We start from the raw sequence: 22256 nt of genomic DNA on the forward strand, positions 1-22256 counted from the left end.
TGCGCTTAGTTTTGCCGCAAAACGGGTGCCGGCCTGACGGTTGTGTCGCACGCATCGGGAATGACCGGCAGCCATTGCCGCGGCAGGTATGCGACCGCCGCCCAACAGGCGCCGCAAGAACAAGGAAGTACAAAGTGGCTCGACAGTCTACCGGTAAGGCTGCCAGGAAAGAACTGCCGGAAATGCCGGTCGTCGACGACAAGACCATCGATTTCGAGACGATCGAACTCCTGTTCTTCGCCTATCGCGATTTCGTCTCGGATCCCGACGCGATCCTCGCCAAGATCGGCTATGGCCGCGCGCATCACCGCGTCGTCTATTTCGTCAGCCGCCGGCCGGGCATGACGGTCGCCGACCTGCTCAACATCCTGCAGATCACCAAGCAGAGCCTCGCCCGCGTGCTGAAGGAACTGATCGATTCGGGCTATATCCGCCAGATGGCCGGCCCGGCCGACCGCCGCCAGCGCCGCCTCTACCCGACGCTGGCCGGTCGCGAGCTGGCGCTTGCCCTGTCCGAACCGCAGTCGCGCCGCATCGCCAAGGCGTTGGAGGGCTTCACCCCCGCCATGCGCGAAGGCGTGCACAGGTTCCTGGAAGGCATGAGCCGCTCGGACACGTTGCAGCCTGCGGACACAGCCGGAGCCGAATGACATGGCGCGCAAGATCTTCATTGCCGATGATGCGCCCCATCTCCTCGTCGTCGACGACGACACGCGCATTCGCGACCTGCTGCAACGCTACCTCTCGGAACAGGGCTTCCGTATCACGGTCGCCGCCGATGCCGGAGAGGCAAGGCGCAAGCTCGAAGGCCTGCACTTCGACCTTCTGGTGCTCGACGTGATGATGCCGGGCGAATCCGGGCTGTCGCTGACCCGCAGCATCGCCGCCGACAAGCAGATCCCGGTCATCCTGCTGACTGCCCGCTCGGAGGCGGAATCGCGCATCGCCGGTCTCGAGGCCGGCGCCGACGACTATCTCGCCAAGCCGTTCGATCCGCGCGAACTGGTGCTGCGCATCAACAATATCCTGAAGCGCAACCTGAACGCCGACCAGCCGAAGATCGAGCAGGTCATGTTCGGGCCGTATAGTTTCTCCATCCTGCGCAAGGAGCTGAAGCGTGGCCCGGAAGTGATCAAGCTCACCGACCGCGAGCAGGACATCATGCTCCTGTTCGCCACCCGCGCCGGCGACACCATTCCGCGCCACGAACTGATCGGCAACGATACCGAAGTCGGTGAACGCACGATCGACGTGCAGATCAATCGGCTGCGCCGCAAGATCGAGGACGATCCGGCCAATCCGGTCTGGCTGCAGACCGTGCGCGGCATCGGCTACCGGCTGAGCATGGACTAGCGCCGGCAGGCGCACCAACGGAAGCGAAGGCAAGATGACGCTGTTCGACAGCATCCGCAGGGACAATGATCGCTCGCCCGGCGGGCTAAAAGGCCTGTCGCGCTGGCTGAGGCACCAGTTGCCGACCGGCCTTTATGCCCGCTCGCTGCTGATCATCATCCTGCCCATGCTGATCCTTCAGACGGTCCTGGCCGCCGTCTTCATGGAGCGCCACTGGCAGATGGTGACGGAGCGCATGTCGAGCGCCGTCACGCGCGACATCGCCGCCATCATTGCCCTGATCGAGGCTTATCCCGACGAGGCCGATTTCAAGAACGTGGTGCGCATCGCCCGCGACAAGCTGAACATGACGGTGTCGATGGAAGCGGGCGGACAACTGCCGGCGACACGGCCAAAACCGTTCTTCTCGATCCTCGACCAGATCCTCTCCGACCAGATCGAGAACCAGATCGCCCGGCCCTTCTGGATCGACACGGTCGGGGATTCGCGCCTGGTCGAGATCCGCATCGCCCTCGACCAGGGCGTGCTTCGCATTTTTGCCCGCCGCAACTCCGCCTATGCCTCCAATACCCATATCTTCCTCTTGTGGATGGTTGGCACGTCGCTGGTGCTGATCGTCATCTCCACGCTCTTCCTGCGCGGCCAGATCCGCCCGATCCTGTCGCTCGCCAAGGCGGCCGAGAGCTTCGGCAAGGGCCAGCGGCCGCCGGAGGACTTCAGCCCCCGCGGCGCCGACGAAGTGCGCCGCGCCGGCCTCGCCTTCATCCTGATGCGCGAGCGCATCGAACGGCAGATGGAACAGCGCACCGCCATGCTGACCGGCGTCAGCCACGACCTGCGCACCATCCTCACCCGCTTCAAGCTGCAGCTGGCGCTCGCCGGCGACAATCCCGACCTTCAGGGCCTCAACCAGGACGTCGACGACATGCAGACCATGCTCGAAGGCTACATGGCCTTCGCCCGCGGTGAAGCGGAAGAGGATGTCGGCAAGCTGAGGCTCGGAGAACTGTTCGACAAGCTGAAGGCCGATTTCGAGCTGCACGGCAAGACGCTGACCTATCAGATCGAAGGCGACGAGGAGGTCGCGGTGCGGCCGACCGCCTTTACCCGGCTGGTCGCCAACCTCGCGTCCAACAGCCGCCGCTATGCCGATCGCGTGGAGATCGATGCGAAGCATAGCGCCAAATGGCTGACGATCATGATCGACGACGACGGCCCGGGCATTCCCGCCGACTATCGCGACGACGTGTTCAAGCCTTTCTTCCGCCTGGATGAAGCGCGCAATCTCGATGCGTCGGGCACCGGGCTCGGCCTGGCGATCGCCCGCGACATCGCCCGCAGCCATGGCGGCAACGTGACGCTGAGCGACAGCCCGCTCGGCGGCCTGCGCGCCACGATCCGCGTGCCGGCCTGATTTCCGATCGAGGAGAATGATCCAATGTCGACCGACTGGAATGCCATGACCTGGCTGAACCCGCCCCCGCGCACGCAGGTGGGGCCTGACGGATTGCAGGTCGTGACCGGCAACGAAACCGATTTCTGGCAGAAGACCTATTACGGCTTCCACCACGACACCGGGCATTTCTTCCACCTGCCCCGGACGGGCGATTTCACCATCGGCACGCGTTTCACCGGCCGCTACGAAGCGCTCTACGATCAGGCCGGGCTGATGGTCCGGCACGATGAGCGCCACTGGCTGAAATGCGGCATCGAATTCACCGACGGCCTTTGCCACTTGAGCACGGTGGTAACCGTTGATGGCCGCTCCGACTGGTCAGCCTTTGTGCTTGCGGATTTCTCCGGTGCGCTCGAGCTTCGCCTGAGCCGGCTCGGCGATGCCATGTTCGTGCAATACCGCGTGCAGCCCGAAGGGCTCTGGCGGATGGCGCGGCTGGCCTATTTTCCGCCCGGTCTGGAAAGTCTGGATGTCGGGGTGATGGCCTGCTCGCCGCAACGCGCCGGCTTCGAGGTGGTGTTCCACCATTTCCGGGTGAGCGATCCGGTCAGCCGCGACATTCACTGACGCGGCTGACTGGCCTCACATCATCTTCATGCCGTTCGGCACCCGCTGCTCGACCGCGGCAAGCACGATCGCGCCGTTTTCGTCGGCAAAGCCGAGCGTCAGCACTTCCGAGCGGAACGGACCGATCTGGCGCGGCGGGAAATTGACGACGCCGAGCACCTGCCGGCCGATCAGGCTCTCCGGCGTGTAGTGCACGGTGATCTGCGCCGACGATTTCTTGATGCCGATCTCGGGCCCGAAATCGATCCTGATCTTGATCGCCGGCTTGCGCGCTTCGGGAAAAGGTTCAGCCTCGACGATGGTGCCGACGCGAATGTCCACCTTCTCGAAATCGGCATAGCCGATCTCGGCCTGAACCTTGGACGTCCCGCTCATCCGGCCAGTTCCTCGGCACGCTTGCGTGCCGCCTCGATGGCTTGGTCGAACAACGGCTGCATGCCGCCTTCGGCCATCAGCACCGAAAGGGCCGCAGCGGTCGTTCCACCCGGCGATGTCACGTTCTGCCGCAGTTTCGCGGCGGCGTCGGGGGACTGGTGAAGCAGTTCACCAGCCCCCGCGACCGTTTCCCGTGCGAGGCGCATGGCCAGGTCCGCCGGCAGGCCGGTTTTGCGGCCAGCCTCAGCCATGCACTCGACGAGATAAAACACATAGGCCGGGCCGCTGCCCGACACGGCCGTCACCGCATTGATCTGCTCCTCGCCGTCCAGCCATTCGACCGGGCCGGAGACCTTGAGAAGGCGGTGAACCATATCGCGCTGCTCGGCGCTGACGGCATCATTGGCGAAGGCACCGGTCACGCCGCGACCGATCATCGCCGGCGTGTTCGGCATGGCGCGCACCATGGCGGCAGCACCCAGATGCTCTTCCATGAAGGCCAGCGTCTTGCCGGCAGCGACCGAGACCACGACGGTCTGCGGTCCGACGAGCGCCTTGAGGGGCGGCAGCACTGCTTCCATCACCTGCGGCTTGAGCGCGAGAAAGAGAATACCGGCCTTGAGACCGGCGGGCACGTCCCTGGTGTAGGTCGCTCCTGCGTCGGCGATCTGCTTCAGCATGGACTCCGACGGACCCGGATCGATCACCGTGACGGAAGAGCCCGGCACGCCGCTCTTCAGCCAGCCGGACAGCATGGCACCGCCCATATTGCCGGCGCCGACGAGTACGACAGACCCCATCGTCGAATAGGTCATGCTCAGGCTTCTCCGGCCGTTTCGAAAAGAACCGCTTCCATGGCGCTCTTGGCGTCCATGCCGGACCAGACCACGAACTGGAAGGCCTGGAAATAGGCTTCGCACGCATCGACCGCGCTCGACAGCAGGACTTCCACCTGGCGATTGGTCGGCTCGGCACCGCCGGCGAGCAGCAGCGACTGGCGAAAGATCACCACGTCCTCGTGCCGCCAGATGTCGAAGTGACCCATCAGCACCTGGCCGTTGATGTGCGACAGGAGCCGGATGACCTCGTTGACGCGCGCTTCCGGAATCTTCAGGTCGAAGGCGGATGCGAGATGCAGCGCCTCGAACTCTTCCATCCACGAGAAGGACACGTGGTAGTCAGCCCAGCGACCCGCGACCGTCATGGCGAGTTCGTCCTCGCCGGAGCGCTCGAACGACCAGTCGTTGTTCGAAGCGACGAATTCGATCATGTCGACCGGGTTGGACTGTCGTTCGAATTCAAATTCCATCAGGCTCATGCGGCACCTTCTTGACCGGGATGAATGCGATATCTCGAGTGGTGACACCGAAGGACACAGACAAATTAACCGGATACAACACTAGGAATGATTACCTATGGACCCCAGGGTACAACACCCACCCTGTCCGAAACTTGCGCAGGTCCGTTTCGAATCATCATTTAAAATCAGTGTATAATGGCGAAGACCAAGTACCAGCCCCGAAACGGCGTTTTGCCCAACGGGTCTGTGGACAGCACTTGCCGCACAACCTGTGCAGTCGCCCTTAAACGACTCTGCCCATTGGCTTTTTTCCAGCCGCGAGCATGTGGAAAAATAACCTGTATGAACTCGTAGTCGGCAGCGGAGCAAGAAACCCGGCGGAAAAAGAAAAAGCCTGGCGCGAGGCTTCGCGACAGGCTGCAGGAACAGTGGATTCTGACCGGAAAGGCCCTCGGACACGGGGCCTCCCGGATACCCAAAAAGCGCGCCTACTTGGCTTTGGCGGCGAGCTTTGCCTCAAGCGCCTCGATGCGCTTCAGCAGGGCGTCGTTCTCGTCGCGTGCCTTGACCGCCATCTCGCGAACGGCCTCGAACTCCTCGCGCTTGACGACGTCCATGCCGTTCAGCCAGCGCTCGGCCTGTGAATGGAAGGCTGTTTCCATCTCCTTGCGCACGCCCTGGGCGGCGCCGGCGGCATCGGTCATAAGCTTGGCGAATTCGTCCATAATACGGTTCGGGCCCGTCGACATGGCAGTGACTCCTCTAGCGTTCGATCCCTGGACGGCGTCCTCGGTAACAGCCGTTGAGGTAGGCATTCGACAGCGCCGTTGCAAGCAAATTTCGCGCCCGCGCCCGCGTGCGTTCACTACGCGGCAAGATTCCATCTTGACCGTGCCATATCGGAACGCCATTTTCCGGCAACATTAGAGAAAGAGCACCCTTGTCGTCAGCCGCCGAACTTATGTCCATCCTGACCTTCCCGGCGATCGATCCGGTGGCCTTCTCCCTCGGCCCGCTCGCGATCCACTGGTACGGTCTAGCCTATGTCGCCGGCATCATGCTGGGATGGGTCGTCGCACGCGGCATGTTGCGCAATGAGAAACTGTGGCCGAACGGCACCCCACCCTGCACCGCCGCCCATCTCGACGATTTCCTCGTCTGGGTGGCTCTCGGCATCGTGCTCGGCGGGCGCATCGGCTATATCCTGTTCTACGATTTTGCCGCGATCGTCGCTGACCCGGTCCGTGCGATCGAGATCTGGAACGGCGGCATGTCCTTCCACGGCGGCTTCCTCGGCGCAACGCTGGCCATGGTCTTCTTCGCCAGGCGCAACGCGATCCCGCTGTGGAGCCTGTTCGACATCGTCGCGAGCGTCGCACCGCTCGGCATCCTGTTCGGCCGCATCGCCAATTTCGTCAACGGCGAACTCTGGGGACGCCCTACGGACGTACCCTGGGCCATGGCCTTCCCGACCGGTGGCCCATTCCCGCGCCACCCGAGCCAGCTTTATGAAGCCCTGCTTGAAGGCCTGTTGACCTTCCTCGTGCTGCAGGTCATCGGCCGCCTGCTCGGCGGCTTCCGTTCACCCGGCCTGGTGACCGGCTGTTTCGTCATTCTTTACGCCTTGTCGCGTATCACCGTCGAATTCTTCCGCGAACCGGATCCGCAACTCGGCTATCTCGCCGGCGGCTGGCTGACCATGGGCATGCTCCTGTCCTTGCCGATGCTTGCGGTCGGCGCCTGGGCGCTCCTGAGAGCCCGCCGCGCCGCCGGCCCGCGGTCGTGACGCGAACATGAGGCGCCCCGCATGACCACTGCCCTCGCCCAGAAGATCAAGTCCCTGATACTCGCCAGCGGCCCGATCAGCGTGACGGACTATTTCGCCCTCTGCCTCGCCGATCCGGAGCATGGCTACTACAAGACCCGCAACCCCTTCGGCCGGGCCGGCGACTTTGTCACCGCGCCCGAGATCAGCCAGCTGTTCGGCGAGATGGTCGGCATTTTCCTGGTCGTTGCCTGGCAGCGCCACGGCGAACCGCTCGATGCCCGGATCGTCGAGATCGGCCCCGGCCGCGGCACGATGATGGCCGACATGCTGCGCGTGGTCGCAAGGCTCGCGCCCCGCCTCTACGAGACCGCGAGCATCCATCTGGTCGAGACCAGCCCGGCGCTCCAGGCCGTGCAGCGCGAGACGCTGTCTGCCCATGGCGACAGGATCGCCTGGCACACGAGCTTCGACGAAGTGCCGGAAGGCTTCTCGCTGATCGCGGCCAACGAGCTGTTCGACGCCATTCCGATCCGCCAGTTCGTCAAGACCCCGACCGGTTTTCGCGAGCGTATGGTCGGCGTCGATGCGCAGGGCGAGCTGTGTTTCGCCGCGGGCGTCGCCACGCTCGATCCGGCCCTCCTGCCGCCGCGCCAGATTGCCCCGCCGGACGGCGAGATCTTCGAGATAGCGCCGGCCCGCCAGGCGGTGCTGACCACGCTCTGCGACCGCCTGCTGAAGTGCCACGGCACGGCACTGGTGATCGACTACGGCCACATGGTCAGCGGCTTCGGCGATACGCTCCAGGCCGTTCTGGCACACGAATACGACCCGCCGCTCGCCCATCCCGGCATGGCGGACCTCACCAGCCATGTCGACTTCGAGAATCTCGCCCGCACGGCGCTCAGCGCCGGCGTCCACGTCAACGGCTGCATGTATCAGGGCGACTTCCTGATCGGCCTCGGCATCGAGGACCGCGCAGCCTCCCTCGGGCGTGGCAAGGATGCCCAGACTCAGGCCGAAATCGTCAAGGCGGTCGAGCGTCTGGCTGGCGCCGGTGAGGGTCGCATGGGCGAACTTTTCAAGGTCATGGCGATCTCCAGCCCGACCGTGGCCCTGCCCCCCTTCAAGGGAGCCAATTGACAGGGGCGGCGGCGATAAGCCAACATCGCGCCGACTGAAACTGCGGCCGGACCCTTGTTTCCCTATTGTTTTCAGGGACAAGGCGTTCGAATCGATCGCCCGCGCGCCGCTTCGGAGGCTGCTTATGCAGAACCACCCTTTGCCCGACCCGATCACCAGCCGCCTTTTTGCCGATGCCGAGAGCAAGGGCATCCGCCATGGCTATTTCACCCGCAAGGGCGGCGTTTCGGAAGGCATATATCGGGGCCTGAATGTCGGCCTCGGCTCCCGCGACGAGAGGGAAAAGGTCGAGGAAAACCGCCGCCGCGTCAGCGGCTGGTTCGGCCTTTCCCCCGAGAAACTCGCGACCGTGCACCAGGTCCACTCGCCGGACGTGGTCGTCGTTGACCGCACCTATGGTGGCGACCGACCGACGGCCGATGCGCTCGTTACCGCATCTCCCGGCGTCATCCTCGGCGTGCTTTCGGCCGATTGCGGCCCGGTGCTGTTTGCCGATGCCGAAGCGGGGGTCATCGGGGCCGCCCATGCCGGCTGGAAGGGCGCGCTCGGCGGGGTGCTGGAGAACACCATCCTCGCCATGCAATCGCTCGGTGCGCGACGCGAGGCGATCACCGCCTGCCTCGGCCCATCGATCAGCGGCGCCAATTACGAGGTCGGACCGGAATTCGTCGACCGCTTCATCGCCGAGAACCCGGCCTTCGCCCAGTTCTTCAGCCCTTCGGCAAAGCCCGGCCATGCCATGTTCGACCTGCAGGGTTTGACGGTGAAGCGGCTGACCGATGCCGGGATACGGGCCGAAAGCCTCGGCATCTGCACCTATGCCGATCCCGACGCCTTCTATTCCTATCGCCGCACCACCCATGCCGGCGAGCCGGACTATGGACGACAGATATCCGCGATTGCCATAAGGGAGGACTGACATGGCCCTGCACTTCGACGCGAGCGAATATGCCGTCCGGCTGGAGCGGCTGACCGCCAGCATGGCCGAGCAGAAACTCGACACCATCCTGCTCTTCGCCCAGGAAAGCATGTACTGGCTGACCGGCTACGACACGTTCGGCTATTGCTTCTTCCAGACGCTGATCGTCAAGGCCGACGGCACGATGACGCTGTTGACCCGCTCGGCCGACCTGCGCCAGGCGAAACAAACCTCCAATATCGAAAACATCGTCATCTGGGTCGACCGGGTGAATGCCGACCCCACCATGGACCTGCGCAATCTCCTGAGCGAGATGGACCTGCTCGGCGCGAGAATCGGTATCGAATACGACACCCACGGCATGACCGGCCGCGTCGCCCGCCTTCTCGACAACCAGCTCACCAATTTCTGCGAGATCATCGACGCCTCCTATCTCGTCAGCGAACTCAGACTGGTGAAGAGTGCGGCGGAAATCGCCCATGTCGAGCGGGCGGCCGCACTCACCGACGATGCGCTCGACGCCGCCCTGCCGCTGATCAGGGCCGGCGGTGACGAAGCCGCGATCCTCGCCGCCATGCAAGGGGCGATCCTGGCCGGCGGAGGCGACTATCCGGCCAACGAATTCATCATCGGTTCCGGCTCGGATGCGCTGCTTTGCCGCTACAAGTCCGGACGCCGCGCGCTCTCCGCCAAGGACCAACTGACGCTCGAATGGGCCGGTGTCAGCGCGCACTATCATGCCGCCATGATGCGCACGATCGCGATCGGCGAGCCGAGCGCCCGCCATCGCGAGCTCTATGCCGCCTGTCAGGAAACCATCAAGGCAGTCGAGGAGGTTCTCCGCCCGGGCTTTACCTTCGGCGACGTGTTCGACACCCATGCGCGGATCATGGACGAACGCGGCCTTGCCCGCCATCGGCTCAACGCCTGCGGCTATTCGCTCGGCGCCCGTTTCTCGCCCTCCTGGATGGAGCACCAGATGTTCCATACCGGCAACGCCCAGCCGATCCTAGCCGACATGTCGCTCTTCGTGCACATGATCATCATGGACAGTGAGCGGGAGACCGCGATGACCCTCGGCCACACCTATCTGACCACCGCCGAAGCGCCGCGGGCGCTCTCGCGCCATCCTCTCGAACTGCTCGTGCGGTAGCCGACGGCAACCCTGAGGCGATAATCCGCCCTCTTCGCCAGCACTCTAAGGAATTGATAGGATTTTAACGTTATCCTCTTCAAATCCACATGGAGGTGGCACGAGGACGGCAGCGACGATGAAACTCTCTCGAACGGCTACGGCCGGCCTGATCGCGGCGGCAGCACTCACAGCCTGCAACACGCCCGATGCCTTGGTGCCGCCGATGGAAATCGGCGACGGCGGGCAGCCCGTGAGCGAGAGCGAACTGTCGCCAGGTCCGCAGTCGGCCTATTCGGAGCCGTCCTACACCCAGAGCCCGTCGCTTGCCGAACAGGGCTATACTCAGCAGCCGCAGAACTCGCTGGAAGCCCAGGCCGCGGCGCTCGCCACCGGCCAGAACAACCCGGTTGCCTCTCCGCCACTTTCCGGCGGACAAGTGAGCGAAGACAGCTATCCGCAAGCCCCGGCCCCCGCTGCCCAGCCGCTCGCGCCCGCCGAAGGACCGCTGCAGCCGCCCGCGCAGCCGGCGGAATTCGCCCAGGCACCCCAGCAAACCGCCCAGCAACAGCCGGCACCCGCCCAGCAAAACGTCGCTGCCCTCGCCCCGGCCGGCGCTGCCGGCACCATCCGCTTCCTGCCGATCATCGGCGCCCCGGTCCAGTCGATCACGCCGCTGTCGCGCCAGCTCGGCGCCGAGGCGCGCGGCAAGGGCCTGACGATCAAGAGCGCCAGCGATCCGGCCAGCGAACATATCCTGAAGGGCTATTTCTCCGCCTTCGGCGACGGCGGCACGGTCACGGTCGTCTATGTCTGGGACGTGCTGGACAGCGGCGGCAACCGCCTGCATCGCATCCAGGGCGAGGAGAAGGTGCCGTCAGCAGCGACCGATCCCTGGGCCGGTGTACCGGCCTCGCTGATGCAGCAGATCGGCACAAAGACCATCGCCGAATACACGTCATGGCGGCAGGCGCGCGGCGGCTGAACGCCACCGCTTGGAATCTTTTCACGAAAAAGGAAGGCATTTCCGGCAAACCACTTGCATTCGGGGGGAAGGGCGCTAAAAAGCGCCCATCTCAGCATGACAACAGGCGGACCAACATGAAGGTTTTCGCAGGTAATTCGAACCGGCAACTCGCCGAGGCAATCTGCAATTATCTCAACGTACCACTCGGAAAAGCCAGTGTCAGGCGGTTCGCAGACCAGGAAATTTTCGTAGAAATTCAGGAAAATGTGCGCGGTGAGGACGTCTTCGTCGTCCAGTCGACATCATTTCCCACCAACGATCACCTGATGGAACTGCTGATCATGATCGATGCCTTCCGCCGCTCGTCGGCCAAGCGCATCACGGCAGTCCTTCCCTATTTCGGCTATGCCCGCCAGGACCGCAAACCCGGTCCCCGCACCCCGATCTCGGCCAAGCTCGTCGCCAATCTGATCACCGAGGCCGGCGCAGATCGCGTGCTGACCCTCGACCTGCATGCAGGCCAGATCCAGGGCTTCTTCGACATCCCGACCGACAACCTCTACGCCGTGCCGCTGCTCGCCCGCGACGTGAAGGAACGCTACGACACCAAGAACGTCACGGTCGTTTCGCCTGACGTCGGCGGCGTCGTCCGCGCCCGCTCGCTCGCCAAGCGCCTCGACTGTCTGCTGGCCATCGTCGACAAGCGTCGCGACCGGCCGGGTGAATCGGAAGTCATGAACGTCATCGGCGACGTGTCCGGCAAGGATTGCATCCTGATCGACGACATCGTGGACAGCGGCGGAACGCTGTGCAATGCGGCAGAAGCGCTGTTGAAGAACGGTGCCACCAGCGTCACCGCCTATATCACCCATGGCGTGCTGTCCGGCGGCGCGGTTGCCCGCGTGACCTCCTCCAAGCTGCGCGAACTGGTCATCACCGATTCGATCCAGCCGACCACGGCGGTACAGTCCGCCCACAACATCCGCGTGCTGACAACGGCCAACCTGCTCGGCGAAGCGATCAACCGCACCAGCGCCGAAGAATCGGTATCGAGCCTGTTCGACTGAACCGGCCGCCCGAGGGCTGAAATTTCAAATCCCGCGGAGCTCGCGCTTCGCGGGATTTCCTATTTCGAGTCTAAACGGAAGTCTTCGATGCGACGGCCGGAATGGCGCAGGCCTCGCCGCCGGCAAACAGCCGCGAGCGCGTCAGGAAACGCCGTTCGCGCCCGTTGTCGAGCGAGAACATGCCCCCTCGCCCCGGCACCACGTCGATGATCAGCTGCGTGTGTTTCCACACCGCGTACTGCGAGCCGCTGATATAGACCGGCACGCCGCCAATCTCTCCGAGCTTCACATCGGTCTCGCCGACCCGGTACTCGGCAGTCGGGTAGCACATCGGCGACGAGCCGTCGCAGCAGCCGCCGGACTGGTGAAACAGAATGTCGGGATGATCCGCCTGGATCTCCCGGATGAAGTCCAGTGCTGCCTGCGTGGCTGTCACGCGCGGCTGCGCCGCGTTAGTCTCGTCGATCATGAGGTCTTCCTCCTTCCCGAAACGGCAATCCCTCCCCCTGCCAGGGCAGGGAGAGGGACGGCAAGAGGCTGAAGCGGGGGCAACAAACCTCCTGCCTGTGGAGATGGTTGGATCAGAAGAAGCCCAGCGCCTTCGGGCTGTAGCTGACCAGCATGTTCTTGGTCTGCTGGTAGTGGTCGAGCATCATCTTGTGGGTTTCACGGCCGATGCCCGACTGCTTGTAGCCACCGAACGCGGCATGCGCCGGATAAGCGTGGTAGCAGTTGGTCCACACACGGCCGGCCTGGATGTCGCGGCCAAAATTGTAGCAGCGGTTGGCATCGCGGCTCCACACGCCCGAGCCGAGGCCGTAGAGCGTGTCATTGGCGATCTCGAGCGCTTCGGCGTCGTCCTTGAAGGTCGTGACCGACACCACCGGTCCGAAGATCTCCTCCTGGAAGACACGCATCTTGTTGTGGCCCTTGAACACCGTCGGCTTGACATAGTAGCCGCCGGCGAGATCGCCGGACAGGTTGTTGCGCTCGCCGCCGATCAGCACCTCGGCGCCTTCCTGGCGGCCGATATCCATGTAGGACAGGATCTTTTCCAGCTGCTCGCTCGACGCCTGGGCGCCAATCATCGTCGACATGTCGAGCGGATCGCCCTGCTTGATGGCGGCAACGCGCGCAAGCGCCTTCTCCATGAAGCGGTCATAGATCTTTTCATGCACCAGCGCGCGGCTCGGGCAGGTGCAGACCTCGCCCTGGTTGAGCGCGAACATGGCAAAGCCTTCGAGCGCCTTGTCGAGATAGTCGTCGTCCTCGCGCATGACGTCTTCGAAGAAGATGTTCGGCGACTTGCCGCCGAGTTCGAGCGTGACCGGGATGAGGTTCTGGCTGGCATACTGCATGATCAGCCGGCCGGTCGAGGTCTCGCCGGTGAAGGCGATCTTGGCGATGCGCGGGCTGGTGGCGAGCGGCTTGCCGGCTTCGAGACCGAAACCGTTGACGATGTTCAAGACACCCGGCGGCAGAAGGTCGGCGATCAGTTCGGCCAGCACCAGGATCGAGGCCGGGGTCTGCTCGGCCGGCTTCAGGACGACGCAATTGCCGGCGGCGAGCGCCGGTGCGACCTTCCAGGCCGCCATCAGGATCGGGAAGTTCCACGGAATGATCTGGCCGACGACGCCGAGCGGCTCATGGAAGTGATAGGCGATCGTGTCGTGGTCGACTTCGCCGATCGTGCCTTCCTGGGCGCGAATGCAGGCGGCGAAATAGCGGAAATGGTCGATGGCGAGCGGAATGTCGGCTGCCATTGTTTCGCGCAACGGCTTGCCGTTGTCCCAGGTCTCGGCGCGCGCCAGGAGTTCGAGATTGTCCTCCATCCGCTGCGCTACCTTCATCAGGATGTTGGAGCGGTCGGTGGTCGACATGCGGCCCCACTTGTCCTTGGCGGCGTGGGCTGCATCGAGCGCCAGATTGACGTCCTGCTCGTCGGAACGGGCAACCTCGCAGAGCTTGCCGCCAGTCACCGGCGTGGTGTTGTCGAAGTAGCGGCCATTGACCGGCTCGACCCACTGGCCGCCGATGAAATTGCCGTAGCGGAGCTTGAACGGCGTCTTGCTCGCGGTCTGTACCTGAATGTTCATGCTGTCATCCTCCCTGGGAAAGGTCCCTCCAGCGGACCTGTGCGAGGATGATTGCGGGGAAAGATCGCCGGCGATAGGGAGCCAAAATCATACCGCAGCGCACACTGTTTCAGGAATGCGACAGATACGGCAAGGCGGCCTATTGCAGCGAAAAGCGCTTGATTTTCCGATGCAGGGTCGCGCGGCTGATGCCGAGAATCTGCGCGGCTTGCGACACATTGCCGTTGCAGCGGGTCAAAGCCCGCCGCAGCGCCGCGCGCTCCGCGTCGTCGAGATCGGAGCTCGCGTCGCCCCTGCTCTCGAGCAAGGCGTCGGCTGCCGGAAGCCCCTGCGCGATCCGCAGGTCGTCAAGCTTGAGGGCGGCACGCGCGGCTTTCGTCGCCCCGAGGATCAGGTCGTCATAGTCCACGGCGATAAGGGCCGCGGTGGCGGCATGGGCCGTCGGCACCATGATGATGCGTGCACCCGGAAAGGCCTGGCGGAAAAGTGTTGCCTCGACCCGCGAGGCAACGTCGCGCACCGCCTGCGACAGGATCGCCAGCGTCATGTCGGTGACGTCGCTCCGGCAGGTGGAAATGTCGAGAGCAGCAGCCACCCGGCCCATGTGATCGCGGATCGGCGCGGTCGCGCAGCTCAGCTCGATGTTGGAGCTAAGGAAGTGCTGTTCCCGATGGATGATGACGGACCGCTCGTCGGCAAGCGCCGTGCCGATGCCGTTGGTGCCGACACTCGCCTCGCTCCAGACATTCTGCTGCCACAGGCCGAGTTCGCGGAAGTCGGCGTCGTCGCCGGCAGATCCGCGCCGATCAAGCACGATCCCGTCGCGGTCGGACAGCACGATGCAGCAGCCGGAGCGTCCGACAGTCTGATGGAGACGGTCCACCTCATCGCTGCAGGCAAGCACAAGATGCTCCATCCGCTCGCGCGCGGAACGAAACACGGAATCCTCGACCTGCACCGGCTTTCGCCCTTCTTCGGGCGCCAACTGGTGGAGGTTGAGGCAGCGCCGCCACGAAGCGGCAATCGGCGAACTCGCCGCCGCGGAGTTCTGCGACGCGGTCGCGTAGACCAAGTCAGAATGGCTGGATGGCTGGCGCATCGGCTCCTCCCAAAGCGATAATGCCTACATCGCGGGATTCTTTCAATGACGACTAACTAAAACAAGGCGTGCGGTATCGTCATGGCGCAAACTGTCGCAGATATGCGACACCTACGCTGGCCACCGACCGGCTGGTGCCGATAAAGTCTCGGGCCGGGCGAGCGGAAAGCCCTTCGCATGCGTCCTTGTGACGAAACCTCCCGGCAAAGCTTGCCTTTCCGGCACTTCTGTTCTATAGCGCGCCCGTCCGTGTAGACACCCTTGGAGGCAACGCGGATGAGGTTCTCTATGAGGCCTCCGGTTTCAGCAGGCGACGATATGGTACGCCGGCGAGACTCTCCAAACAACCTCGAAAGGTAAAACCATGAGCCACTCTTCTTACGAGCTCAAGGCCGAGGCGCGCGAACGGGTAGGTAAGGGGTCCTCCCGTGAACTTCGCCGCAACGGTTTGATTCCCGCTGTCATCTACGGTGACAAGCAGGCCCCCATCGCGATCTCGCTCAACAGCAACGAAGTGACGAAGCGTATCCACGCCGGCGGTTTCATGACCACCGTCGCCACGATCGAAGTCAACGGCGAGAAGATCAGCGTCCTGCCGAAGGACTACCAGCTCGATCCGGTCCGCGACTTCACCATGCACGTCGACTTCCTGCGCGTCTCCGCTGACAGCAAGGTCACCGTGGAAGTTCCGGTTCACTTCATCAACGAAGACAAGTCGGCCATCAAGATCGGTGGCGTTCTGAACGTCGTTCGTCACGAAGTCGAGCTGCACTGCCCGGCCAACAACATTCCGGAATTCATCACCGTCGATCTCACCGGTGCGAAGATCGGCGACAGCCTGCACATCTCGCATGTCAAGCTGCCGGCTGGCGTGACCCCGGTCATCACCGACCGCGACTTCACGATTGCCACGATCGTCGCTCCGGCTGGTGGCCTTGCCGAAGAAGGCGAAGCAGAAGCCTGATAAATACGGCAGCATCGTTGCCGCATGAAGATCCCGCCTCCCCTCGGAGGCGGGATTTTTTTATGGCCGGGACACGCGGATAAATACAACTTGCGCGAAATCTGGGGCGTCTGCTTTAGCGAGATTTAATCAATTCGTGAAACCGTTCGGGTTCGATTCACGGGGCATCGGGGAGCATATCGTCTTGGCTTTGATCAAGGACCGTCACATGTTTGATGGGACCGCCGCGGCATGACCCGGTCGATCGAAAGCCGATTCCTCGCCATCGTCGCGATTACCGTCTTCATTCTGGTGGTACCGCTGTTCGCGCTGTTCCTGGCGCTGTCGTCCGACCGAGCCGCCAAGGAACTCCAGGATCACGTCGAAATCCTGCTGGCCACCAATTCCCAGGCCCTGGCCAAGCCGATGTGGGATTTCGACCGCGAAGGCGTCGAGCAGATCGCCGCAACCATCATCTCCGCCAATTCGGTGAGCAAGGTCCAGGTCCGGGACCTGTCGGGCGGCATCAACATCTCCATGCCCCCCCTGCCCAGATGGCCGAAGAGCGGCGTGGAATCGCAGTCGCGCGAGATCTTCTACGAGGGCGTGGAAGGTCGCAAGCCGGTCGGAACGATCACCATCTACTACGGCCGGTTCGACGCGATCTCCTCATTGCGCGATGCGGAAGCGATCCTGATCGGCATCTTCGTCGTTGCCGTCCTCGGCGTCGTCCTCGCCGCGATCTTCGGCAACCGCCTGATGATCATCCAGCCGCTGATGAAGCTGACGGCGGCGATCGAGGCGACCCGCCAGCTCGGTTCGCGCCATCACGTCGACTGGCAGTCCAACGACGAGATCGGCCGGCTGGCGAAGAGCTTCAACGCCATGCAAAGCCAGCTCGAGCAGGAAGAGCGCGAACTGAAGATTGCCCACCGCCGTGCCACTGACATCTACAACCTGACCCCCGCCATGCTGTTCTCGCTCGACGAACAGGACCGCATCACCGGCGTGAGCGACTACTGGCTGCTGGCCACCGGCTACCAGCGCAGCGAGGTGCTGGGCAAGCGTTTCGCCGATCTCGTGCACGAGGATGCCCGCGAGGGCTATCTCGAACGCAAGCGGCAGAAGCACCGTGAGAATGCCGTGGTCGAGAGCACGACCAAATTCGTCTGCGCCGGCGGCAATCTGATGGATGTGCTGATCGTCGAGGCGAGCAAGGAAGGCAAGACGGGCGAAAACGGGCTGTCGCTCAGCGTCATGACCGACGTGACCGCGCTCAAGCAGTCCGAGGCCCGCAACCACCGCCAGGCGATCACCGACCACCTGACCGGCCTGATGAACCGCCAGGGCTTCGAGAACGCACTGGATGCCGAGATCCGCCAGACCGACGCGATGGGCGGCGAACTCGCCTGCATCTTCGTCGACCTCGACCGCTTCAAGTGGATCAACGACAATCTCGGGCACCAGGCGGGCGATACCGTGCTGCGCATGCTGGTCGACCTGATGCGCCCGCTCCTGCCGTCCGGCGCTGTGGCCGCCCGCCTCGGCGGCGACGAGTTCGCCGTCCTGTTGCGCTCCGCCCGGGTCGAGCACGACGCGCTGGAACTCAGCCATCGCCTCTGCGCCATCTTCGACGAGCCTCTGCTGGTGCAGGGCGCCACCGTGCGCCTCAGCGCCAGCGTCGGCGTGGCGCTCTATCCGCGCCATGCCAGCAATGCCGCCGAACTGCTGCAAAAGTCGGACATGGCCATGTACAGCAAGAAGCGCGACGGCAAGAACGGTGCCCTGCTCTACGATCCGCTGATCCAGGACACCACCCGCCAGCGCGCCGCGATCGAACGCGACATCGAGGCGGCCCTCGAGGAAGACTGGTTCGAGGCCTATTTCCAGCCGATCGTCGACCTCGAGAGCGACCGGGTCGTCGGCTACGAGGCGCTGCTGCGGCTGGAGCATCCGACCAAGGGCACGTTACCGCCCAGCGACATCATCAAGGTTGCGGAAGAGACCGGCGCGATCACCCGTATCGGCAACCGCATCCTCGAAAAGGCCCTCGCCAATCTGGTGACAATCTCGAAGGCGACGCAAGATGACGAGGCCTATATCGCCATCAATTTCTCGCCGCTGCAGTTCGACCAGGGCCTGCCGATCCGGCTCGCGGCGCTGAGCTCCCGCTACGGCATCGCGCCGCACCGCCTGGTGATCGAGATCACCGAAGCGACCCTGCTGCACGACAATCCGCAGATCCGCACCATTCTCGACGAATTCAACCGCTTCGGCTGCCGCATCGCGCTCGACGACTTCGGCACCGGCTATTCGTCGCTCAGCTACCTCAACCGCTTCCCCGTCGACATCGTCAAGATCGACCAGTCCTTCATCCGCTCGCTCTCGGTCGAGGAGCCGGAACTGCAGCACAAGAGCCGCATGCTGGTCGAAGGCATCACGGCGATTTCGCACAAGATGGAATGCTCGGTCGTGGCCGAGGGCATCGAAACCGCGGAACAGCGCGACATCCTGCGCCAGTTCGGCGTCGATCGTGGCCAGGGCTATCTGTTCGCCCGGCCTCAGCCGGTCAGTCAGCTGATCAAGACAATGGCAGAAACACGAAACCGCAGGAGCTCGGTCGCCTGAGCATCCCCTGATATCGAGAAGGAAAGTGCCTATGAGGATCGCCGCATTTCTTCTGTCGATGGGACTGGCAAGCGCCGCCGGTGCCGAAACCATCCATTTCACCACCGAGGACTACCCGCCCTACAATTTCCGCGAGGGCGGCGAATACAAGGGCGTAGGCTACGAACAGACGGTCGCCCTGATGAAATACGTCAAGGCCGATCACACGATCGAGATGATGCCCTGGGCCCGGGCGCTGTCGCTCGCCGAGACCGACCGGACGCACTGCGTGTTCACCACCGCCCATATCGCCGAGCGCGACAAACGCTTCAAATGGGTGGAACCGCTCGCCATCGACCGCAACGTGATGATCGCCAACAAGGCGTCCGGCATCAAGCCGCGTTCGATCGAGGAAGCCCGCCAGTACACGGTCGGCACCCAGCGCAACGACTATACCCAGGACCTTCTGGAACGGAACGGTTTCCCGAAGATCGACCTCGCCACCGACCTGAAGCTCACCTTCAAGAAGCTGATGAGCGGGCGCATCGACCTGATGCCGATCTCGGAGAAGTATTTCGAAGACCTGAAGGCCGAGGGCAACGCCATCGAGGCGCTGTTCGTCCTGTCGGAACAGAAGTTCGCCATCGCCTGCAATATCGACTTCCCCGATGCGCTGATCGCCGAGATGCAGGCCGGGCTCGACAAGCTGATCGCCGACGGGACCCAGAAAACGATCTTCGAGAAATACAAGATGCCGCTCGGCAACTGACCGGCAAGCGCCGTCGCAGCCCTTAAACCGGGTTGACAACGCAGCCGTTTCGCGGTGCTGAGAGGTGACCTTTCATCATCGACGGACACGGCTCATGATCATCATAGCGGGGCTCGGCAATCCCGGCGCGAAGTACGGCGACAACCGCCACAATATCGGCTTCATGGCGGTCGACGCCATCCACCGGCGCCATGCCTTCTCGCCCTGGGCGAAGAAGTTCAGGGCCGAGATCGCCGAGGGCGAGATCGGCGGCGAGAAGGTGCTGCTGATGAAGCCGCAGACCTTCATGAACCTGTCGGGCGAATCGGTCGGCGAAGCCATGCGTTTCTACAAGCTCGGACCCGGCGACATCGTCGCCGTGCATGACGAACTCGACCTGCTGCCCGGTAAGGTGCGCATCAAGACCGGCGGCGGCCATGGCGGCCACAACGGGCTGAAATCCCTCGACGCTCATTGCGGCAAGGACTACCGGCGGCTGCGTCTCGGCATCGGCCATCCGGGCGACAAGGACCGGGTACACGGCCATGTGCTCGGCGACTTCGCCAAGATCGACCGCGTCTGGCTGGAACCGCTGCTCGACGCCATCGCCGACAATGCCGACATGCTGGTCAAGGGCGAAGACGGCAAGCTGATGAACAAGCTGGCGCTCGCCACCGGGGCCAAGGAGGAGACCCCCTCGCCGGTCAAGACCGACAAGCCCGTCAAGCCGGCCGGCCAGTCGCATATCCGCCAGGCCCGCAACAACGTCCAGCCGAAAAAGCTGCCGGAAACGGGACCGATGGCGGAAATGCTCAAACGCATGTTCGGCAAGAAGGACGATTGACGCCATGTCGAAGACCATCGAGGTCCGGCCGCTGCAGAAGAGCGATCTGGCAGGCCTGCTCGCGCTCTACGCCCAATTGATCGAAGACGACCTGCCGCTCTCTCCTGCCTTGGCCGAGACACGATTCGATGAAATGCTGAAACGTGACGGCCTCACCGTGTTCGGTGGTTTCGCCGACGGCATTCTCGCCAGCACATGCATCCTGATCGTGGTGCCCAATCTCACCCGTGGCGGCATGTCCTATGCCTTCATCGAGAACGTCGTGACGGACGAAGGCCATCGCCGCACAGGCCTCGGGCGCCGGACGGTCAGAACCGCGATCGATGCGGCATTTGACGCCGGCTGCTATACGGTTCGGCTGCAGACGGGCGACAAGCGGCCCGGCACGCTCGACTTCTACAGGAGCTGCGGCTTCGACTTGACGAAACACGGGCTGGAGGTACGCCGGATCCCACCCCGCTAGGTTCCGCCCGTACATCGGGCGGAACAAGGACGGCCGCTGCTGCATTGACCAGCCCTGGAGGCCCCCTTATGCAACTCGCCCTATCACCGTTACCCCTGCCCGGTCCCTTGAGCCGCAGACTGGATCTCTTCGCCCTCAAGCTGTCCCAGCCCAAGGGCATGACCTTCGACTTCTCCACGCCCCAGGGCGAACCGGCGCTGGTGCCGGCCGACTCTGTCTCCTGGCAGGTATTCAAGAACCCGGTCACCGTCTTCATCGGCGGCATCGCCGCAGTGTTGCTCGAACTGGCCGAGCCGCATGTGCGCGACGGCGTCTGGCAACACAGCAGCTTTCGCACCGACGCGCTCACCCGCATGCAACGCACCGGCCTCGCCGCGATGATCACTGTCTACGGCGCGCGCAGCCGGGCCGAGGCGATGATCGAGGGCGTCAACCGGCGACACGGATCGGTGACCGGCCTGACGGCGGAGGGCAAGCCCTATCGCGCCGACGATCCGATCCTGCTGGACTGGGTTCAGGCGACCGCCGCCTTTGGTTTCATGGAAGCCTATCACCGCTATGCCCACCCCCTGTCCGACGAGGCCCGCAACCGCTTCCTGGCGGAGGGCAAGGCCGCGGCCAAGCTCTACGGCGCAACCAATGCGCCGACTTCCGTCCCCGAGATGAACATGCTCTTCAACGTGATGCGCCCGAGACTGGCGAAAACCGAAATCGTCTTCGAGTTCCTCGACATCGTCGGCAAGGTTCCGGCCCTGCCGGCGGCACTTCGCCCTTTCCAGAAGCTGCTCATCACCGCCGCGGTCGAGCTTCTGCCCGGCTGGGTGCGCGACCGGCTGGGGCTCAGGCAATCCTGGTCGCTGACGCCATGGCAACGCGCCCTGGTCAAGGCCGCGGCCTTCGGCGCCGAGCGCATCATGCTGCCCTCGTCCGCTCCGGTTCAGGCCTGTCGCCGCCTGGGGCTCCCAGACACCTACCTCTACCGCCAGCGCCCCTGATCACGGCGCAGCACGCCTATTCCTCGGGTTCCGTGGTGAACATCAGCGGGAACCCCGCCTCCTTGCCGAGATCCGTCGCCTCCTTGGCCTTGGTCTCGGCAATGTCGCGCGTGCAGACGACGACCACGGCGGAGCCGAACTTGTGCGCCGTCATCATCACCCTGTAGCCGGTCTCCTCGCTCATGCGGAAGACAGCCTTCAGCACCATGGTGACGAACTCGCGCGGCGTGAAGTCGTCGTTGATGAGCAGCACCTTGTAGAGCCTCGGCCTTTCCGGCTTCGGGTTGGTCACCGTCTTCGGCTTGAGGGCGACATCGTCTCCCGTCATCGAAACCTCTCCAGCGATGACTTGAGGCCTTGACCTGCGGCGGTCGGCCCCACACACCTGCATTCTACCGCATAGCGCAGCGACCGTCG

General features: G+C 63.7%; 24 protein-coding genes. 16 read left to right on the forward strand and 8 right to left on the reverse strand.

Annotated features, from left to right (window positions below; all coding sequences use genetic code 11):
- Positions 1–134: 134 nt before the first annotated feature.
- The 4 genes from L867_RS0103940 to L867_RS0103955 are packed head-to-tail and all read left to right on the forward strand — an operon-like array spanning position 135 to position 3376.
- Entirely contained in the window at positions 135–650 is a 516-nt protein-coding gene (locus L867_RS0103940; protein ID WP_028735673.1) for a MarR family winged helix-turn-helix transcriptional regulator, read from the forward strand.
- Position 651: 1 nt separating this feature from the next.
- A complete protein-coding gene (locus tag L867_RS0103945) occupies positions 652–1353 on the forward strand; it encodes a response regulator (RefSeq protein WP_028735674.1) in 702 nt (233 codons plus the stop codon).
- 34 nt (positions 1354–1387) lie between these two features.
- The gene (locus L867_RS0103950; protein WP_028735675.1) at positions 1388–2767 is read left to right on the forward strand and encodes an ATP-binding protein; all 1380 of its coding nucleotides are present in this window, start codon (positions 1388–1390) and stop codon (positions 2765–2767) included.
- Between the two features lie 24 nt (positions 2768–2791).
- A complete protein-coding gene (locus L867_RS0103955; RefSeq protein WP_028735676.1) occupies positions 2792–3376 on the forward strand; it encodes a DUF1349 domain-containing protein in 585 nt (194 codons plus the stop codon).
- Positions 3377–3391: 15 nt separating this feature from the next.
- On the opposite strand, the gene L867_RS0103960 is transcribed toward L867_RS0103955, so the two are convergent.
- The 4 genes from L867_RS0103960 to L867_RS0103975 form a co-directional block, all read right to left on the reverse strand.
- On the reverse strand, positions 3392–3751 hold the full coding sequence (locus L867_RS0103960) for a tRNA-binding protein (protein ID WP_028735677.1): 360 nt from the start codon (positions 3749–3751) through the stop codon (positions 3392–3394).
- On the reverse strand, positions 3748–4566 hold the full coding sequence (gene proC, locus L867_RS0103965) for a pyrroline-5-carboxylate reductase (protein ID WP_028735678.1): 819 nt from the start codon (positions 4564–4566) through the stop codon (positions 3748–3750). Before proC ends, L867_RS0103960 begins: the two co-directional genes overlap by 4 nt.
- Before the next feature lie 2 nt (positions 4567–4568).
- On the reverse strand, positions 4569–5069 hold the full coding sequence (locus tag L867_RS0103970; RefSeq protein ID WP_028735679.1) for a type III secretion system chaperone family protein: 501 nt from the start codon (positions 5067–5069) through the stop codon (positions 4569–4571).
- A 470-nt stretch (positions 5070–5539) separates the two neighbouring features.
- Positions 5540–5800: an accessory factor UbiK family protein gene (locus L867_RS0103975; protein ID WP_028735680.1), complete on the reverse strand. Its 261-nt coding sequence runs from the start codon at positions 5798–5800 to the stop codon at positions 5540–5542.
- 191 nt (positions 5801–5991) lie between these two features.
- Between L867_RS0103975 and lgt the strand changes: the two genes are divergently transcribed.
- The 6 genes from lgt (at position 5992) to L867_RS0104005 (ending at position 12044) form a co-directional block, all read left to right on the forward strand.
- Positions 5992–6837, forward strand: coding sequence for a prolipoprotein diacylglyceryl transferase (gene lgt, locus L867_RS0103980; RefSeq protein WP_028735681.1), 846 nt, complete (start codon positions 5992–5994; stop codon positions 6835–6837).
- A gap of 21 nt (positions 6838–6858) precedes the next feature.
- Positions 6859–7959 carry a class I SAM-dependent methyltransferase gene (locus L867_RS0103985; protein WP_028735682.1) on the forward strand — a complete coding sequence of 367 codons (1101 nt, stop codon included), beginning with the start codon at positions 6859–6861 and terminating at the stop codon, positions 7957–7959.
- Between the two features lie 124 nt (positions 7960–8083).
- On the forward strand, positions 8084–8878 hold the full coding sequence (pgeF, locus tag L867_RS0103990) for a peptidoglycan editing factor PgeF (RefSeq protein ID WP_028735683.1): 795 nt from the start codon (positions 8084–8086) through the stop codon (positions 8876–8878).
- Position 8879: 1 nt separating this feature from the next.
- Positions 8880–10031 (forward strand): M24 family metallopeptidase, encoded by a 1152-nt coding sequence (locus tag L867_RS0103995; protein WP_028735684.1) that lies wholly within the window; start codon positions 8880–8882, stop codon positions 10029–10031.
- A 118-nt stretch (positions 10032–10149) separates the two neighbouring features.
- Entirely contained in the window at positions 10150–10995 is an 846-nt protein-coding gene (locus tag L867_RS0104000) for a hypothetical protein (RefSeq protein WP_037172387.1), read from the forward strand.
- A 116-nt stretch (positions 10996–11111) separates the two neighbouring features.
- Positions 11112–12044, forward strand: a complete 933-nt coding sequence (locus tag L867_RS0104005) for a ribose-phosphate pyrophosphokinase (RefSeq protein ID WP_028735686.1) — start codon at positions 11112–11114, stop codon at positions 12042–12044.
- Between the two features lie 70 nt (positions 12045–12114).
- On the opposite strand, the gene L867_RS0104010 is transcribed toward L867_RS0104005, so the two are convergent.
- The 3 genes from L867_RS0104010 to L867_RS0104020 form a co-directional block, all read right to left on the reverse strand.
- Positions 12115–12513: a DUF779 domain-containing protein gene (locus L867_RS0104010; protein WP_104368010.1), complete on the reverse strand. Its 399-nt coding sequence runs from the start codon at positions 12511–12513 to the stop codon at positions 12115–12117.
- Between the two features lie 112 nt (positions 12514–12625).
- Positions 12626–14140, reverse strand: a complete 1515-nt coding sequence (gene adh, locus L867_RS0104015; RefSeq protein ID WP_028735688.1) for an aldehyde dehydrogenase — start codon at positions 14138–14140, stop codon at positions 12626–12628.
- Between the two features lie 139 nt (positions 14141–14279).
- Positions 14280–15239: a helix-turn-helix domain-containing protein gene (locus tag L867_RS0104020; RefSeq protein ID WP_028735689.1), complete on the reverse strand. Its 960-nt coding sequence runs from the start codon at positions 15237–15239 to the stop codon at positions 14280–14282.
- A gap of 364 nt (positions 15240–15603) precedes the next feature.
- Between L867_RS0104020 and L867_RS0104025 the strand changes: the two genes are divergently transcribed.
- The 6 genes from L867_RS0104025 to L867_RS0104050 all read left to right on the forward strand — a co-directional run bounded on the left by L867_RS0104025 (position 15604) and on the right by L867_RS0104050 (position 21839).
- Entirely contained in the window at positions 15604–16203 is a 600-nt protein-coding gene (locus L867_RS0104025; protein ID WP_028735690.1) for a 50S ribosomal protein L25/general stress protein Ctc, read from the forward strand.
- A 231-nt stretch (positions 16204–16434) separates the two neighbouring features.
- A complete protein-coding gene (locus L867_RS0104030; protein WP_028735691.1) occupies positions 16435–18810 on the forward strand; it encodes an EAL domain-containing protein in 2376 nt (791 codons plus the stop codon).
- Positions 18811–18841: 31 nt separating this feature from the next.
- The gene (locus L867_RS0104035) at positions 18842–19558 is read left to right on the forward strand and encodes a substrate-binding periplasmic protein (protein WP_028735692.1); all 717 of its coding nucleotides are present in this window, start codon (positions 18842–18844) and stop codon (positions 19556–19558) included.
- A gap of 94 nt (positions 19559–19652) precedes the next feature.
- Positions 19653–20381 carry an aminoacyl-tRNA hydrolase gene (pth, locus tag L867_RS0104040; RefSeq protein ID WP_028735693.1) on the forward strand — a complete coding sequence of 243 codons (729 nt, stop codon included), beginning with the start codon at positions 19653–19655 and terminating at the stop codon, positions 20379–20381.
- Between the two features lie 4 nt (positions 20382–20385).
- Positions 20386–20844, forward strand: coding sequence for a GNAT family N-acetyltransferase (locus L867_RS0104045; protein WP_037172389.1), 459 nt, complete (start codon positions 20386–20388; stop codon positions 20842–20844).
- A gap of 68 nt (positions 20845–20912) precedes the next feature.
- The gene (locus tag L867_RS0104050) at positions 20913–21839 is read left to right on the forward strand and encodes an oxygenase MpaB family protein (RefSeq protein ID WP_028735695.1); all 927 of its coding nucleotides are present in this window, start codon (positions 20913–20915) and stop codon (positions 21837–21839) included.
- Between the two features lie 16 nt (positions 21840–21855).
- On the opposite strand, the gene clpS is transcribed toward L867_RS0104050, so the two are convergent.
- Positions 21856–22167 carry an ATP-dependent Clp protease adapter ClpS gene (gene clpS / locus L867_RS0104055; RefSeq protein ID WP_028735696.1) on the reverse strand — a complete coding sequence of 104 codons (312 nt, stop codon included), beginning with the start codon at positions 22165–22167 and terminating at the stop codon, positions 21856–21858.
- Between the last annotated feature and the right edge of the window lie 89 nt (positions 22168–22256).

Origin of the sequence: Paenirhizobium selenitireducens ATCC BAA-1503 (assembly GCF_000518785.1) — a bacterium.
Lineage (GTDB): Bacteria > Pseudomonadota > Alphaproteobacteria > Rhizobiales > Rhizobiaceae > Allorhizobium > Allorhizobium selenitireducens.